Here is a 15,699-nt window from a genome sequence, read left to right on the forward strand (position 1 = left end):
GCCAATATGTCTATATTAAATTAGGTGTTTTATCTACCATAACCATAAATTCCTCTAATAGAAACTTCTCCTGAAACAATATTCTCTATGTTTCCCTTATTATTTTCAATAACTAATTCTCCACTATCACTTATATTTATTGCTTTAGCAATTGTTACTTCTCCACTATTAATTAACTTAATTTCACTTCCTATAAGTATAGAATTTTCTCTGCAAATTTCTATAGTTTCTTTGATATTTCCATTTAGAACAAAATCACTGTATAACTCTTCAAAAATGTTTAATACATTTGCAAGTAATTGCTTCCTGTCAATATGTTTACCACTCTCTATTAAAAGTGAAGTAGCAACATCTTTTAGATCCTTAGGTATATCTTGTTCCTTAAGGTTTACATTTATACCAATTCCCATAACTAGATAATTAATATGCTCTATTTCTCCACTCATTTCTGTTAATATACCACATACTTTTTTACTACCAATAATTATATCATTTGGCCACTTAATACCAGTTTTAATTTCCATTTTCATAATAGCCTTTTGAACAGCTGCTGCTCCAATTAAAGTTATTTGCGATATGTTTTTTGTAATTATGTTTGGTCTAAGTATTATTGACATCCATATTCCCTTATATTTAGGAGATACCCAATTCCTTCCTAGCCGTCCACGGCCTAATGTTTGTTCTTCACTTATTATGACTGTACCGTGTTCTTGTCCGCCTTCTGCCAATTCTTTAGCCTTAGAGTTTGTTGAACCTACGGACTCGTAATGAATTATATTTTTACCTATGCACTTTGTTCTTAGAAAGCTTTCTACTTCCTCAGAAGTAAGAATATTTGGAGACGAAATTATTCTATAACCCTTTCTTGAAATTGCTTCAATTTCATAACCATCCTCTTTAATTACATTTATGTATTTCCATATAGCAGCACGGCTAACACCTAATTCTTCACTAATTTTTTCACCAGACACAAAATCAGTTCCGCTGCCTTTTAGTATTCTAAGAATTTTCTTCTTCATTTAAATATACTCCCTTTTTTTGTTTTACTAGGTTAAAGAAAAGATAGTCAAACACTTTAAAGTCTTCTATATTCTTCTTGTTTATAACTAGACTCACCTTTAATTGCACGATCAATATCCCCTAATAACTTACTTTTATCTTCTGGTAATGTTCCGGCTAATGCCGTATAGTTTGAAGCATGATTACTTCTAAATATACAATTAGTAACCTCTACGTTTTGCAAAAATTCTCTTGTCTCAGACATTATTTGTTCTGGATTTAACAAATTAAAATCACCCTTTTGCACATCATCATACATGGGAGTTCCACTTTCAATCATTAGTGTTAAAAGCCCTACATAATCTGGATTTATAGCACTTATGAGCTTAGCAGATTCTATTGCATGCTCTCTGCTTTTTAAGGTGCCTCCAATTCCTGAAATCAGAGTAACAGATAACTTTATTCCACTTTCTTTAATCTTGCACCCTGCCATAATCATTTCCTTTGCAGTTACTCCCTTATTTATACCCTTTAATATATCATTACTTCCAGATTCCACCCCTAGATACACAATTCCAATTCCCAAATTTTTAAGTTCTATAAGCTCGTCTAAGGATTTTCTTAAAATGTCCTTTGGAGTACCATAAATCCCCACTCGCGCGCACTGAGGAAATAGTTCTTTTATTTTTAAAAGTATAGCTTTCAATTTTTCATTTCCAAGGACTAGCGCATCCCCATCCGCTAGAAATACCTTTTTAATTATCCCACTAGATGCCTTAACCTCTTCCAAATCTTCCATAATCTCTTTTAAATCACGTACCCTAAACTTCTTATCCTTGTACATCCCACAAAAACTACACCCATTATGTGAACATCCAATAGTAACTTGTACTATAAGACTATACGCCTCACTGGGCGGTCTATATACCGTTCCTTCATATCTCAATTAAATCATCCTCCCTCTATCTAAGTCTCCCCCATGCCTGTAAGGCCATGGTTCTTTATACTAAAAATATTCTTTGTTGTATATCCTATTAGTATACCACAGGTTTTTCTATAATAAATTCTTTATACACATTTCAAAAGCAGTCTTTGAAATCTTTGAAATGTGATATTTATTTAATCAAAGTATGTACTGTGTAAAATGCATTCGAACAAGCCTTAGCAATTCACAATTTATTTTTTTTGTAGCTACGTATAGAAAAATGCATGTTTGAGCGGCAGCGAGTTTGCATTTTTTAGTAGCTATGAATAAAATAAATTTTAGAATTCCTAGGCGATGTGAGTGCATTTGTAACAATACATACTTTCGTTTATACAAATTATTTGGAAGACGCTAAAATTTCATTACATTTACGAACAAAAAATTTAATATTCTCCTTCTCCTCTTTGATTTTACTCTGACTCATTTTACCTCTTCCCAGTCTATCACACTGTGATAACAATGCAATTTCTTTAATGGTTGTTTCTGATGCCATACCTCTCACATCTCCATAAGGTAAATCTTTTATTACAAATAGAGTTTGCATATGCCACCTAACCAAAGCTGTAACGCCTTTAATAAATTCTTTATCTTCTGTAAATACTCCTAGAAATTCTCTGCAAAGTTCTGCGCCTACTTTATCATGATCATAAGATGTTATTTTACTTTTACGGATTTTTGTAGTAAGTGCTTTCCCTAAATCATGTAGTAACGCGCCCCACATAAAGACTCTAGGATTTTCGCTTAACCCCTTCACTTTTGCTGCATTATCTACCACAAGCATTGTATGAACCCATGCACTTCCTTCTGGGTGGTGCACTGGGGATTGAGGTGTTTCTACTAGTGCCTTTAATAATGTAACTGGATATTTAGTAGCGATGATCTTATTATTTATTATTTCTCCAAAATATATAGATGGCTTATAATCTTCCATTAGATGTTTCTCAAATTCTTCAAACATTTTTATCATATATAAATTCCTTTCCTTTTATTATTCTTATTTATAAACTCTTATTAGTTATTCTGACTTAGTTCCACCATACTCACTTTTTTTAGTTTCAAAAACACTCTCATTATATGCACTTTCTTCAATAGTTTGAATTAATTGATTTTTAGAATGTGGATTTTGCGTTCTTGTGTCTTTCTTAATATAATTACGTAGATTTTCCTTACTAGCTTGTTCACGATCCTTCATATAAAAAACCTCCTAACTATCTGTTGCTTATAAATATATAAATTATGCTTGGTGCTTGTTATATTCATCTAATACCTTTTTGAATTCCGGCCCCACTCCTACAGACGAGTATTCTGTTGCGCCATCCTTTACAACTGACTTATACGCATATGCATCATCTGAATCCTTTGGAGCAACTATCACATATTCTTTCCCATCCACTTTAACAGCATCAATCAACTCTAAAACTACATTCTTGCCAAATTCATTTACTACAGTAATTGTTTCACTAGGTTTCATATAAATACCTCCTTTCACTTTTAAGTCTCTTATTATGTTGCACCTAAGTGGAGGTTTTATACTAAATTTTTATAATAAATTATTTTAACTTCATATAGTAAAGATTTAAGATTCTCCTTTTATATATTCCTCATAAATTATCGCTAAAAGTTGTTCCTTGCTATTTAATTCCGGATTTTCCAATGTTTTATCTAGAAGAAATTTAAGCATAACGCCTATTTCTTGCCCTGGCTTAAGTGAAAACTCCACCATTAAATCTCTACCATTTACTGCAAGTTCACTTATAGATAGTGGAACTTTAGACTCTAAAATAGCCTTTGTTTTTTCTTCCATTCTATCAATTTGTTCTAAACGAATTTTAGGAGAACGGGAGCCTAGTGCATCCGCTCTTTGCAACGCGTAGAGGTCAAATATTAAGTCCACAGAAACTCTATTAATAAGGTGTTTTACAGAAGCATCTGTTGGTTTTTCAAGTACATTCATATGTTCCTTTACTAACATGCTAATTTCACTTATACTTTCATTATCAAATTTAAATCTTTTAAGTATTTGCTGGGTTAACATAACACCTTTTTTATCATGCCCACGAAAATGACCTACTCCACTCTTATCAAGGGTAAAACAATCCGGTTTAGCTATGTCATGTAATAGTGCTGCCACTCTTAAATTTAATGACAATGGACAATTTTCCACAACTGATAAAGTGTGATTGAATATATCTTTGTCATGGTGAGGGGTTAGTTGATTAAATCCTACTGCCTTTTGAAGTTCTGGTAGTATAAACCCCAATAACTTAGTTTCCTCGAGCAATCTTAAAGCTATAGTAGAATTATTCGATAAAAGCATTTTACTTAGTTCATCTCTAATTCTTTCACTACTTATATTTAATATAAGGTTACAATTTACTTTTATAGCCTCTAGCGTTTTTTCTTCTATATGAAACTCTAACTTTGCTGCAAAACGAATTGCTCTAAGCATTCTTAAAGCATCTTCTTGAAACCTTTTATTTGGTTCCCCTACAGCTCTAATTGTTTTATCTTCTAAATCTTCTAAACCACCAAAATAATCTATAACACCATCTTCTGCATTTAAAGCTAGTGCATTTATAGTAAAATCACGTCTAGCTAAGTCCTCTTTTAAATTTGAAACAAAGGTAACATCTTCCGGCCTTCTATTGTCCAGGTACTGACCATCTATTCTATATGTTGTAACCTCGTACCCCTCACCACTAATCATAACAGTTACAGTACCGTGTTTTATACCTGTAGGTATAGTCTTTAGAAATAGTCTAATGATTTCCTTAGGCATGGCGCTTGTAGCTATATCATAGTCCTTAGGCATAGATATCCCCATTAAAAAATCACGTACACTTCCTCCTACTATGTAGGACTCATATCCATTATTTTTTAAAGTATCTAAGATTGTTTTTACATCCGTAGGTATAATCATACATGCTTCAGATTTCGTGCTATTTTTATTCATTATTATCACCCTTTGTTTAAATTCTAAATATACATTGCTATAGGTATAATTTCAATGATAGGTTCATTAATTTCTATTTCAATAGTATTATAATCTCTAATTAAATTTGTATTTTTTAAAAATCTATTTTTAAATTCTTGAAAATAATCCTCATTCAAATAATCAAAGTATGTTCCACTGAGCAAACTATTGCTATTGTTTTCATTTTCCTTTGAAATTCTTACCACCTTACCAAGCACAGTAATACTTGCACCTTCAATGTAATCTAAATTATCCGCCATATATTTTATATCTAAGGGCACTATAACCTTTGTGCTTCTCGTACCTATACTACTACTAATGTATTTTATACATTTTTCTTTTTTACAATTTTCCATATCATCTTTAAGAATTTTCATAACTTGTCTCTTAACTGTATCTTCTTCATTTCCATCACCATTCTCTCCATTTGCAGGTGAAAAAGCCAATTGCATTTCCATAACCCTAATTATATCTTCTACATACTCAATCACTGGGTTTTTATATAATTTAATAGTAAACTGTACAAAATCGAATTCTTTTATATTCTTTACATCATTTTCATTATTTATAATCTTTAACATACTTTGATCGTTAAGTATATTTTTTAATCTTGCTAGTATTGTTATTACAATTGAAACTCTTTCTTCGATTTTTTGAGATGAAAATTCATTCAGAACTTGAACATTTAAATCTCCTTGCCTTATTTTACCACAAGTAAGTTCGTATAAGGGTGTATTTGTAGTAACCGTCAACATCTTTCTAATACTCTCACTTTTAATTTCTGCAAATTCCTCTATGACAATAGTATATAAATTATTTATCATATTTTCATTAAAGTATAATGGTATCATCGCTCTATTGTCCATGATTCACAGGACCTCCATAAAAATAGTACTTCTTACCTAGTTTACATTGCTTTTTTATAATATAGAACGGTATTTGGTAATAAATTAGGTTATCTTTATTATTTTTTGCAAATTAACCATATAAAGGTTGATTTTCATGTTAGTATTCTGATAATATATTATAATACACTATAAAAATAATTTAAGGGGTGAAAATTCATGGAACAAAAAACTTTCTTACGTAAATTGGGTGTGCCTGAGAATATTATTTCGAATGTTCTTATTATGAATACAAGGGATACTTATTATTGGTCAGTAGAAGCAAAAGGTAATACACTTACAACCTATTGTGCCAGAAACAAAAACGATATTTACGATGGTTCAGATGAAACATTAAATGAAAAAATAATCACTGATAAAAGTTTATTTTTCAGAAACAAAGAAATTGATTATAGTTTAATTGTTGAGGAGTATGTAAAAACCGCTGGAGATACTCATAAAGCATATGTAATAACTTCATTAAAAGATGACTTTTGCATGTATGAAAAACTATAAAAATAAATTATTTTCAGAAAACAACTAGCAAATTTGCTAGTTATTTTTTTAGAAATACTGATTTCATAATTATAGTTTTACCATACTTTCCTCTTAAACTATCCATAGTTTTGTCTAAAGCTCTTTGCTTTTCATAATTACCGCTATCCATATCAAAAATTGATATTTGTTTAAAATTATCCAGGCACAAATTATTTAGTGAAACGCCTAGCAATCTTATGGGCTCACCTTTCCATAATTCATCAAAAATATTTTTTACTGTCTTTAATATTTCTTCCGTGGAATCAGTGGCATTTCTTAAAGTCTTACTACCTGAATAATTTATAAAATCACGATTTTTTATAGTTACAGAAATACAGTAACAGCATTTTTTTATACCCCTTAGTCTTGTGGCTGTATGATCTACCAATGATAACAGTACTATATAGGCCTCATTTTTGTTTTTAACATCCTCACTTAGTGTAGTAGAATTGCTTATTCCCTTCAGCTCATATTTATTCCACTTCACCTCTGAGCTATCTATACCATTGGCATATTGCCACATGATGCGTCCGCTACTTTTAAAGTGATATTTTAATATTTCCACATCATATCGTGCTAAATCTCCTATAGTAAATATATTCAAATTATTAAGCCTAGGGACGGTTTTTTTACCAACCATAAAAAGCTCCGAAACGGTAAGGTGCCATAACTTCTTTTGAATCTCATTTTTAAAGAGTGTATGTATTTTATCAGGCTTTTCAAAATCCGAGGCCATCTTAGCTAAAAGCTTAACATCTGACATTCCAATGTTCACTGTAAATCCTAGTTCTGCTTTTATCCTATCTTTAATATCATGAGCTATCCTCTCTGCAGCTTCCTTTGATGTATTATAGCTTGTCATATCTAAAAAACACTCATCTATAGAAAATTTCTCCACATATGGTGTATAGTCTGTAAAAATTTTACGCATAGCTCTACTGCAACTTTCATACAAATTAAAATCAGGCGCTACCACTACAAGGTTCGCGCATTTTTTTCTTGCAGTAAATAAGCTTTCTCCAGTTATTATTCCAGCTTTTTTTGCTGTCATAGATTTTGCTAAAACTACTCCACGCCTGGCATCTTCGTCACCTCCTATTACGGATGCTATATCTCTTAGATCGGTAACCTCACCCTTTAAAAGTTTATCTACAGCGCTCCAAGACAGGAATGCCGAATTAACATCTATATGAAATATAAGTTTTTCTACAATTTCAAGCATATACCCTCATCCTTTATATAAATCAAATTTTATATTATCTATATTATCTATAATTTTAGCACAAAAAGCAATCTACCCCTAAATTAAGAATAGATTGCTTTTGTTATAATATTTGTTAGTGAGCAGTCTCTTATGCTTTACTGTTAACTTTTAAAAATTCTTTTATTTCATCTGAATCTCCACAGGATAATACTGGTTCAGATAGCTTTATGCACTGCTTAAAGTTAGCCTCAGTAACAGTTTTGCGTGCCATTAATATTGAAGAAGCACTCATACTGAATTCATCTAATCCGAATCCAAGTAGTACTGGAATAAGTTCTGTGATTCCTGCCATTTCTCCACACATACCTACCATTATTCCTGCTTTATGTCCATTATCTATTACAGTTTTAATAAGTCTTAAAACTCCTGGATGATAGAAATCATATAAATATGCTATTTTTTCATTCATTCTATCCACAGCTAATGTATACTGAATTAAATCATTTGTACCTATACTAAAGAAATCTACCTCTTTAGCTAATACATCTGACATTACTGCCGCTGAAGGTATTTCTATCATAATGCCAACCTCAACATTGTCATCGAATGCTACGTTCTCTGATTTAAGCTCATCTTTACAATCCTGTAATATCTTTTTAGCCATTTTAAGTTCTTGAAGGCCTGATATCATAGGAAACATAATTTTAAGCGTTCCATATGTAGAAGCCCTTAATAATGCTCTTAATTGTGTTATAAATATGTCTGTTCTATCAAGGCATATTCTTATAGCTCTATAGCCTAGGAAAGGATTCATTTCTTCATCCAGTGGTAAATAATTCAACTTCTTATCTCCACCAATGTCTAAGGTTCTTATAATAACTGGTTTTTCACCCATTTTTTCTAGTACTGACTTATATGTATCAAATTGTTCTTGTTCAGTTGGAAGTGCATCTTTCGACATATATATAAACTCTGTCCTAAATAATCCTATAGCTTCTGCACCATTTTTCAAAACATTTTCTACGTCTTCCACAGATCCTATATTTGCTGCGAGCTCTACTGTTTTACCATCTAAAGTAGTAGATTTCATAGAAACATATTTAAGTAGTTGACTTTTTAATTCAATAAATTCTTCTCTTTTAGCTTTGTATTCATTTAAAGCTTTCTCATCAGGATTTACAATAACTACCCCCTGTTCTCCATCTAAAATAATTAAATCGCCATTTTTGATTTTCTGCAAACTACTACCTGATCCTACTACTGCAGGTAATTCTAAAGAACGAGCAATAATAGCCGTGTGAGAAGTTTTCCCTCCTATTTCAGTTATAAAACCCAAAACTTTAGATTTATTAATTTGTGCTGTATCTGATGGTGTAAGATCCTTGGCAATTATTATACACTCTTCCTGTATTTCAGCAATTGAAGTTGCTTTTATCCCCAAAAGTATATTTAATACTCTTTTACTCACATCTTTTATATCCGCTGCTCTTTCAGTCATATATTTGTTTTCCATTGATTCAAAAATAGCTGCAGTTTCATCTGCTCCAGTTTGTAACGCAAATTCAGCATTGAATTTCTCATCAGTAATTTTCTTTTGAATACCACCTATAAATTCTGGATCAGAAAGCATCATTAAATGTGCTTCAAATATCTCTGCCTTCTCGCTTCCTAGGCTTTCTTTTATATCTTCGGTTATTTTTTCTAGTTGAGTTATTGCTTCTTGCAGAGCATTATTAAATCTGCTTAGCTCACCCTCTGTATCGTAAACCTTACAACTTTTTATTTCTACAGCTTCTTCTTTAATAACTAAAGCTTTACCTATAGCTATCCCAAAAGATGCACCTATTCCCTTTAACATACTGACCCCTCCTAGTAGACCTTCTTTTTAAAGCCCTTGTTCGATAAGTTTTACCATAGCAACTGCTGCATCTTCTTCGTCAGCACCAGTAGCCTTTATTGTTATTTCATCGCCTTTAACAGCTGCCATAGACATTATAGCTACTATACTTTTTGAATTGTACTCATTTCCATCTTTTACTATAAGAACTTCTGATTTAAACTTAGAAGCCTCTTTAACTAACAATAATGCTGGTCTAGCGTGTATTCCGGTTTCACTTTTAACTATTGCTTTTTTTTCTATCATAATATAATCGCCCCTATTTTTTTAATTTTATTATTATTACATCATTAGTTTTATCTACATTTCCTAAGTTGAATTTCAATTCCATATTTTCACTATCTGTAAGAATTAGAGCACTTAAGTTAGATTTAGCTTTAGCTTTAATTAAATCATTGTCAAAAGATACTAATTTATCTCCGGCCTTTACATTTTGTGCCTTTTCAACAAATGTTTCAAAGCCCTCACCTTTCATCTCTACTGTATCAATACCAATGTGAAGTAGTATTTCTATTCCATCTTTGGTTCTTAAAATCACAGCATGTTTTGTAGGGAATACTTGAACAATTTCACCATCAGCTGGTGCATATAATACTCCGTCTGTAGATTCAAATCCTATTCCATCGCCTAACATTTTTGTAGAGAAAACTTCATCTGGTATTTCTGACATATCAAAACATCTTCCCACAACTGGAGATTTTAACCTTATGCCCTTATCTTCCTTGTTTTTCTTAAATAAACCAAACATTTTTACCGTCCTCCTCTAATTTTGATACCACCCCAATAAAAATTGGGAACCCACATTGCAATTGGCACGTTGTAGTATAATAACACAATCCGCTAGAGTGTCAAAGTTAAAAGCTTCTTTCGTAAAAATTTCAAAACAAAAAAACACGAACTAATAAGGTGTTTTAACATCACTTTATATGGTTCATGCCTGAAACTCCCACACATAAATGAATGGGGTTCTTGAATACTAAATAACTTCTTTTATACTCTCATTTATAATGAAAACTATAAATTACAACATATAAAAACTAATTATTTTCTTCAAGAATTTCACTATCAAGCATCACAATTGACACATTAACGATAGTATATGGCTCGTTTCAAAACTTAAGTATATTTTAATAGTGCTATCCATCCTACACCTAAAGAGAGTGGGCTTTCCGCACAAATATTGTAAATCGGATAGTCCCTACCCTAGGAGTTAATTATACTATGAATAAATATAAAAAACAAAGACAATTTATGTCAATAACTCATGACTAAAAATTACGAGAATGCGTGGCACATAGGATTCAAATAAAACCCTGATATTTATCAGGGTTTTATAATATCATTTTTTCATCACCATAAGATAATAGTCACACTTAAATTGATTATTAAATGTTTGCTCTAATTCTTTTAACTTCTTTGTTTCTCCTTCTGATAAATTAGCATAAGTTATATCATTAGAACCTTTTGCACTTGTCTTATCCATTAAGCTCACCTCATAATTATATTACCCATAAACATTATTTTTATGTAAAATTATTGAGTAGTGGAGCTATTTATAAGTATAAACACCCTAAAATTAATTAGGGTGTTTATATTTTTAAGCCATGAACATTTTTATATCGTCGCTAGCAGTTCCTATACCTGCTATTCCAAAGTTTTCTACTAATACATTAACAACATTTGGGGATAAAAATGCTGGTAATGTTGGTCCTAAGTGAATATTTTTAACACCTAAGTGAAGTAGTGCTAATAATACTATTACAGCCTTTTGTTCATACCATGCGATATTGTATGTTATTGGTAATTCATTAATATCAGCTAGTCCAAATACTTCTTGAAGCTTCATTGCAATAACAACTAATGAATATGAATCATTACATTGACCTGCATCTAGGACTCTAGGAATTCCACCGATATCTCCTAGTTCTAATTTATTATATCTATATTTTGCACAGCCTGCAGTTAAAATAACTGTATCCGTTGGTAATTCTTTTGCAAAATCAGTATAATATTCACGGCCTTTCATTCTTCCATCACAACCAGCCATTACAAAGAATCTCTTGATTGCTCCCGTTTTAACAGCTTCTACAACTTTATCAGCAAGTGCTATTACTTGATTGTGAGCAAACCCTCCAACTATTTCTCCTCTTTCAATTTCAGTTGGTGCACTACATTTTTTAGCATGCTCAATTATAACTGAAAAATCTTTTGCTTCTCCATCTTTTCCATCAGCTATATGATTAAGTCCTGCAAACCCTGTTGCCCCAGTTGTGTAAACTCTTTCCTTATAAGAATCCTTAGGAGGAGTAATGCAATTTGTTGTCATGAGTATTGGTCCATTAAAGCTTTCAAACTCTGAATTTTGCTTCCACCATGCATTTCCGTAATTACCTACAAGGTGACTATATTTTTTAAAAGCTGGGTAGTAGTTTGCAGGTAACATCTCACTATGAGTATATACATCTACTCCTGTGCCTTCTGTCTGCTTTAATAACTCTTCCATATCCTTTAAATCATGTCCACTAATTAATATACCAGGGTTGCTTCGAACTCCGATATTAACCTTTGTAATCTCTGGATTACCATAAGTAGTAGTGTTAGCTTTATCAAGTAGTGCCATGGCATCTACGCCATATTTACCACACTCTAGTGTTAATGCCACTAGATCAGCAACAGATAAATTATCATCAGTAATTTGAGCTAATCCCTTTTGCATAAATGCATATATATCATTATTTTCATATGCTAAGTTGTATGCATGGTCAGCATAAGCTGCTATTCCTTTAATACCATAAGTTACTAGTTCTCTTAAAGATCTTACATCCTCATTTTCTGTATCAAGAACTCCAACTTTTATTGACTTACTCTCGAATTCCTGTGGAGTACCTGTCCAAGTTGCACATTCTGGAAGGCTTTCATCTAATACTCCACCCGCATTTACTAGTTGACCTTTAATCACCTCACGTAATTCTAATGCTTTTATTATTGTTTCTATAAACCTATCTTTATTAAAATTTGCATTTGTTATAGTCATAAATAATCCGGTTACTACAAATTTGTTTACTTCTTTATTTTCTACTCCAAGTTCTCTTGCTCTTGTGCTGTATATTGATATTCCTTTTAAAACATAAATCAATAAATCCTGCATATTAGCTACATCATCTGTTTTACCACAAACCCCTCTTACTGTACAGCCTGTTCCTTTTGACGCCTCTTGACATTGATAACAAAACATTCCCATTATAAATTCCTCCTAATTGTTTTTTGGATAGACAACTATTCTATATAGCCATCTTCTTCATATTAAAACTATTAATTTGATGGATCAATATAAATCTAAGTAAATTAACATTTATTGTTGAACTATCTCCAGTATACTTTTATACATGTTAAAAGTCGGTAACAAATGTTACCTAAATAATTCATAACTATTATAATTTTAAAACTAAGGTAATATTTATTAAACTATCGTTAAAAAAATCTAAATAATTAACATAATCTTTAATAAACTTAACAATAACTTAACATTGCTATGATAGAATATCATAGATGTATTTCTTTTAAAAAAGGAGAGTTAAAATGGATTATATAATGATATTCGGACTTTTAGGTGGTTTAGGACTGTTTGTATACGGAATGAAATTAATGGGGGATGGACTCCAAAAAGCTGCAGGTGAGAAGCTAAAAAGATTACTAGAAATCTTAACTAGTAATAAATTTTTCGCAGTGCTTGTTGGTGCAGGGGTAACTGCAATTATTCAAAGTAGTAGTGCAACTACAGTAATGACTGTAGGTTTTGTAAATGCAGGACTTATGAATTTATTCCAAGCTGCTGGGGTTATTATGGGGGCAAATATTGGTACTACAATTACAGCTCAACTTATAGCCTTTAAACTTTCAGATATAGCACCCTTTATTCTTGCAATAGGTGCTGCCTTAGTTATATTTAGTAAGAAAAAGAAGACAAAGGACATTGGCGAAGTTGTTTTAGGCTTTGGTATACTATTTGTTGGTATGTCAATGATGGAGGATTCCATGAGACCTATAAGAGAACTAGAAGGCTTTAAAAACCTTATTTTATCTTTAGGCACCCATCCACTAATGGGAGTTTTAGTTGGTCTTACTATGACAGCTGTAGTTCAAAGCAGTAGTGCTACTATTGGTATCTTGATGGCACTTGCCGCAAATAATGGTATTTCCTTAGAAGTAGCGCTACCTATACTTTATGGTGACAATATGGGGACTTGTATTACAGCACTTCTTGCAAGTATTGGTACTACTAGAAATGCTAAGAGGGCCGCCCTAATACATGTAATTTTTAACGTAACAGGCACTATAATATTTATGCTTGCCTTCCCTTTAACATTGAAACTCGTTCCACAATTGGGCGGAGATACACAAAGACAAATTGCAAACGCTCATACAATTTTTAATTTTGCAAATGTATTTATTCAAGTTTGGTTTATAGGTATTTTAGTTAATATTGTTAATAAATTGGTACCTGGCGAGGATGAAAAATCATCTGCTCTAGTCCTTGAATACTTAGATATTAGGCTACTCGAAACTCCTTCTATAGCAGTTGGACAGGTTATTAAGGAAGTTAGTAGGATGGGGAAACTTGCCTCTGAGAATCTTTCTAATGCCATGGAGGCTTTCTTAACTTCTAATGAACGTTTAATGAACACAGTTATTGAATATGAGGCTACAATAAATTATCTTGAAAGAGAAATAACTGGTTATATGGTGTCCCTTTCAAACACTCCTCTGTCAGAACATCAATCGGAGATTATTACATCTCTATATCATGTAGTAAATGATATAGAAAGAATTGGAGATCATGCTGAAAACTTAGGTGAGCTTGCTAAACTCAGAATGGATAAAAATCTTATATTTTCAGAAAAAGCAATAACTGATGTTAAATATATGTTTGAGACCGTAAAATATTGTGTAGATAATGCAATCGCAGCTTTAGAAAATTCAGACTTAGAAGCAGCACACAAAGCTATGGAGGTAGAGAATAAGATAGATGCCATGGAAAAACAATTTAAAAATGATCATATAGCTAGATTAAATAAATCTCAATGTTCACCAACCGGTGGTTCCGTATATCTAGAACTATTAAGCAATCTTGAAAGAGTCGGGGACCATTCAAATAATATTGCACAAATGGTTGTTCATTCCAAATAAATTTTAATTAAAAAGCATTAGGGCTTAGATACTAAGCCCTAATGCTTTTTGATTTACATATATTGTTTAATTCCTCTTCTATTATACTTTGTACGTATTGCGCTAAATCTTGCTGCTGCTCCTTGCAGAGTGTATTAACATAAATAGGCTTATGTACAACCATTTTCACTTTGTTCCCTTTTACCTTTCTGCCTACTTCTAGTACATTATAAGTGCCATCAATGGTTATAGGAACAATCGCAACTTCAGATTTTATTGCAAGTCTCATGCTACCTTTTTTAAAAGAATTCATTTTAGATTTGAGACTTCTTGTGCCTTCTGGGAATATCATAATAGAATATCCGCCCTTTATCTTATCTATTGCTTCTCCAATAGTTTTAATTGACTGTCTAGGACTTTTCCTATCTATATAAATTGACCCTATTGATTTTAACCAACCGTTAACTAATGGTATTTTTCGTATCTCTTTTTTAGCGATAAATCCAAAGGGTTTATCTATATATGATAGCAATGCGAATCCATCAAAAATAGCTTGATGGTTTGCTACAAAAATACAATTTTCCTTTGGTATGTTTTCTACTCCCCTAACTTCCATGTTAGTCTTCGTCACCTTCAAAACATATTTTGCAATGCATTGTGCCCTTTTAAATGCATACATTTCAGCCTCTTTAGGTGATTTTTTTTGCATGCACTTGATTTTGATTAAGCTAAGAGATGATACAGATAAATAAATTGAAAAATATAAATACCATAATAATTTAGTCATAAATTTCCTCCATAATAATTTAGTTGATATGCAAGATACATCATGATTTTATCAAACATCTAAGAAAATTGATATACATAGAAATACTTTTTATTTAGCCTTAATTCGTTTCCATATTTATCTATTAGTGTCAAGCATTTTTGAAAATGTCCCAAATCATGTGAAACATTAGCACCAACTAATTGTTGGTGCTTTGCTTTTGTAAAAGTATGATTTTGGGTAAGCTTAACAGACCTACCGCGTGCTTTACTTTTTTAAAAAAGAAA

General features: G+C 31.7%; 16 protein-coding genes. 2 read left to right on the forward strand and 14 right to left on the reverse strand.

Annotated features, from left to right (window positions below):
- Positions 1–29: 29 nt before the first annotated feature.
- The 7 genes from JJD95_RS11550 to JJD95_RS11580 all read right to left on the reverse strand — a co-directional run bounded on the left by JJD95_RS11550 (position 30) and on the right by JJD95_RS11580 (position 5,824).
- A complete protein-coding gene (locus tag JJD95_RS11550; protein ID WP_291643173.1) occupies positions 30–1,019 on the reverse strand; it encodes a biotin--[acetyl-CoA-carboxylase] ligase in 990 nt (329 codons plus the stop codon).
- Positions 1,020–1,075: 56 nt separating this feature from the next.
- Positions 1,076–1,945 (reverse strand): radical SAM protein, encoded by an 870-nt coding sequence (locus JJD95_RS11555; RefSeq protein ID WP_291643174.1) that lies wholly within the window; start codon positions 1,943–1,945, stop codon positions 1,076–1,078.
- Positions 1,946–2,321: 376 nt separating this feature from the next.
- Positions 2,322–2,951 carry an HDIG domain-containing metalloprotein gene (locus JJD95_RS11560; RefSeq protein ID WP_291643175.1) on the reverse strand — a complete coding sequence of 210 codons (630 nt, stop codon included), beginning with the start codon at positions 2,949–2,951 and terminating at the stop codon, positions 2,322–2,324.
- Between the two features lie 48 nt (positions 2,952–2,999).
- Positions 3,000–3,176 carry a hypothetical protein gene (locus tag JJD95_RS11565; RefSeq protein ID WP_291643176.1) on the reverse strand — a complete coding sequence of 59 codons (177 nt, stop codon included), beginning with the start codon at positions 3,174–3,176 and terminating at the stop codon, positions 3,000–3,002.
- A gap of 42 nt (positions 3,177–3,218) precedes the next feature.
- Positions 3,219–3,455, reverse strand: a complete 237-nt coding sequence (locus JJD95_RS11570; protein ID WP_291643177.1) for a DUF1292 domain-containing protein — start codon at positions 3,453–3,455, stop codon at positions 3,219–3,221.
- A 105-nt stretch (positions 3,456–3,560) separates the two neighbouring features.
- Entirely contained in the window at positions 3,561–4,937 is a 1,377-nt protein-coding gene (locus JJD95_RS11575; RefSeq protein ID WP_291643178.1) for a CCA tRNA nucleotidyltransferase, read from the reverse strand.
- Between the two features lie 23 nt (positions 4,938–4,960).
- Complete coding sequence (locus tag JJD95_RS11580; protein ID WP_291643179.1) at positions 4,961–5,824, reverse strand: hypothetical protein; 864 nt, start codon at positions 5,822–5,824, stop codon at positions 4,961–4,963.
- 198 nt (positions 5,825–6,022) lie between these two features.
- Here JJD95_RS11580 and JJD95_RS11585 point away from each other — a divergent pair, with 198 nt between their 5' ends.
- The gene (locus JJD95_RS11585; protein ID WP_291643180.1) at positions 6,023–6,358 is read left to right on the forward strand and encodes a hypothetical protein; all 336 of its coding nucleotides are present in this window, start codon (positions 6,023–6,025) and stop codon (positions 6,356–6,358) included.
- Positions 6,359–6,398: 40 nt separating this feature from the next.
- On the opposite strand, the gene JJD95_RS11590 is transcribed toward JJD95_RS11585, so the two are convergent.
- The 6 genes from JJD95_RS11590 to hcp form a co-directional block, all read right to left on the reverse strand.
- The gene (locus tag JJD95_RS11590) at positions 6,399–7,601 is read right to left on the reverse strand and encodes a DNA polymerase IV (protein ID WP_291643181.1); all 1,203 of its coding nucleotides are present in this window, start codon (positions 7,599–7,601) and stop codon (positions 6,399–6,401) included.
- A 130-nt stretch (positions 7,602–7,731) separates the two neighbouring features.
- Positions 7,732–9,441, reverse strand: coding sequence for a phosphoenolpyruvate--protein phosphotransferase (gene ptsP, locus JJD95_RS11595; RefSeq protein ID WP_291643182.1), 1,710 nt, complete (start codon positions 9,439–9,441; stop codon positions 7,732–7,734).
- Between the two features lie 27 nt (positions 9,442–9,468).
- Positions 9,469–9,726 (reverse strand): HPr family phosphocarrier protein, encoded by a 258-nt coding sequence (locus JJD95_RS11600; RefSeq protein ID WP_291643183.1) that lies wholly within the window; start codon positions 9,724–9,726, stop codon positions 9,469–9,471.
- A gap of 13 nt (positions 9,727–9,739) precedes the next feature.
- Positions 9,740–10,228: a PTS glucose transporter subunit IIA gene (locus tag JJD95_RS11605; RefSeq protein ID WP_291643184.1), complete on the reverse strand. Its 489-nt coding sequence runs from the start codon at positions 10,226–10,228 to the stop codon at positions 9,740–9,742.
- A 591-nt stretch (positions 10,229–10,819) separates the two neighbouring features.
- A complete protein-coding gene (locus tag JJD95_RS11610; protein WP_291643185.1) occupies positions 10,820–10,963 on the reverse strand; it encodes a polynucleotide phosphorylase in 144 nt (47 codons plus the stop codon).
- A gap of 114 nt (positions 10,964–11,077) precedes the next feature.
- On the reverse strand, positions 11,078–12,721 hold the full coding sequence (gene hcp / locus JJD95_RS11615; RefSeq protein WP_291643186.1) for a hydroxylamine reductase: 1,644 nt from the start codon (positions 12,719–12,721) through the stop codon (positions 11,078–11,080).
- Positions 12,722–13,059: 338 nt separating this feature from the next.
- On the opposite strand from hcp, the gene JJD95_RS11620 reads away from it, so the two are divergent.
- Positions 13,060–14,667: a Na/Pi cotransporter family protein gene (locus JJD95_RS11620; protein ID WP_291643187.1), complete on the forward strand. Its 1,608-nt coding sequence runs from the start codon at positions 13,060–13,062 to the stop codon at positions 14,665–14,667.
- 31 nt (positions 14,668–14,698) lie between these two features.
- Here the strand turns inward: JJD95_RS11620 and JJD95_RS11625 are convergent, their stop codons facing one another.
- Positions 14,699–15,433, reverse strand: a complete 735-nt coding sequence (locus JJD95_RS11625) for a 1-acyl-sn-glycerol-3-phosphate acyltransferase (RefSeq protein ID WP_291643188.1) — start codon at positions 15,431–15,433, stop codon at positions 14,699–14,701.
- Between the last annotated feature and the right edge of the window lie 266 nt (positions 15,434–15,699).

Source organism: Clostridium sp. (genome assembly GCF_016650035.1).
Taxonomy (GTDB): domain Bacteria; phylum Bacillota; class Clostridia; order Clostridiales; family Clostridiaceae; genus Clostridium_AD.

Excerpts from the sequence above, each read along its gene's own strand:
- JJD95_RS11625 (WP_291643188.1), bottom strand. The coding sequence starts at position 15,433 with ATGACTAAATTATTATGGTATTTATATTTTTCAATTTATTTATCTGTA.
- JJD95_RS11550 (WP_291643173.1), bottom strand. The coding sequence starts at position 1,019 with ATGAAGAAGAAAATTCTTAGAATACTAAAAGGCAGCGGAACTGATTTT.
- JJD95_RS11575 (WP_291643178.1), bottom strand. The coding sequence starts at position 4,937 with ATGAATAAAAATAGCACGAAATCTGAAGCATGTATGATTATACCTACG.
- JJD95_RS11560 (WP_291643175.1), bottom strand. The coding sequence starts at position 2,951 with ATGATAAAAATGTTTGAAGAATTTGAGAAACATCTAATGGAAGATTAT.
- JJD95_RS11600 (WP_291643183.1), bottom strand. The coding sequence starts at position 9,726 with ATGATAGAAAAAAAAGCAATAGTTAAAAGTGAAACCGGAATACACGCT.
- JJD95_RS11620 (WP_291643187.1), top strand. The coding sequence starts at position 13,060 with ATGGATTATATAATGATATTCGGACTTTTAGGTGGTTTAGGACTGTTT.
- JJD95_RS11605 (WP_291643184.1), bottom strand. The coding sequence starts at position 10,228 with ATGTTTGGTTTATTTAAGAAAAACAAGGAAGATAAGGGCATAAGGTTA.
- JJD95_RS11565 (WP_291643176.1), bottom strand. The coding sequence starts at position 3,176 with ATGAAGGATCGTGAACAAGCTAGTAAGGAAAATCTACGTAATTATATT.
- ptsP (WP_291643182.1), bottom strand. The coding sequence starts at position 9,441 with ATGTTAAAGGGAATAGGTGCATCTTTTGGGATAGCTATAGGTAAAGCT.
- JJD95_RS11585 (WP_291643180.1), top strand. The coding sequence starts at position 6,023 with ATGGAACAAAAAACTTTCTTACGTAAATTGGGTGTGCCTGAGAATATT.
- JJD95_RS11570 (WP_291643177.1), bottom strand. The coding sequence starts at position 3,455 with ATGAAACCTAGTGAAACAATTACTGTAGTAAATGAATTTGGCAAGAAT.
- JJD95_RS11590 (WP_291643181.1), bottom strand. The coding sequence starts at position 7,601 with ATGCTTGAAATTGTAGAAAAACTTATATTTCATATAGATGTTAATTCG.
- hcp (WP_291643186.1), bottom strand. The coding sequence starts at position 12,721 with ATGGGAATGTTTTGTTATCAATGTCAAGAGGCGTCAAAAGGAACAGGC.
- JJD95_RS11610 (WP_291643185.1), bottom strand. The coding sequence starts at position 10,963 with ATGGATAAGACAAGTGCAAAAGGTTCTAATGATATAACTTATGCTAAT.
- JJD95_RS11580 (WP_291643179.1), bottom strand. The coding sequence starts at position 5,824 with ATGGACAATAGAGCGATGATACCATTATACTTTAATGAAAATATGATA.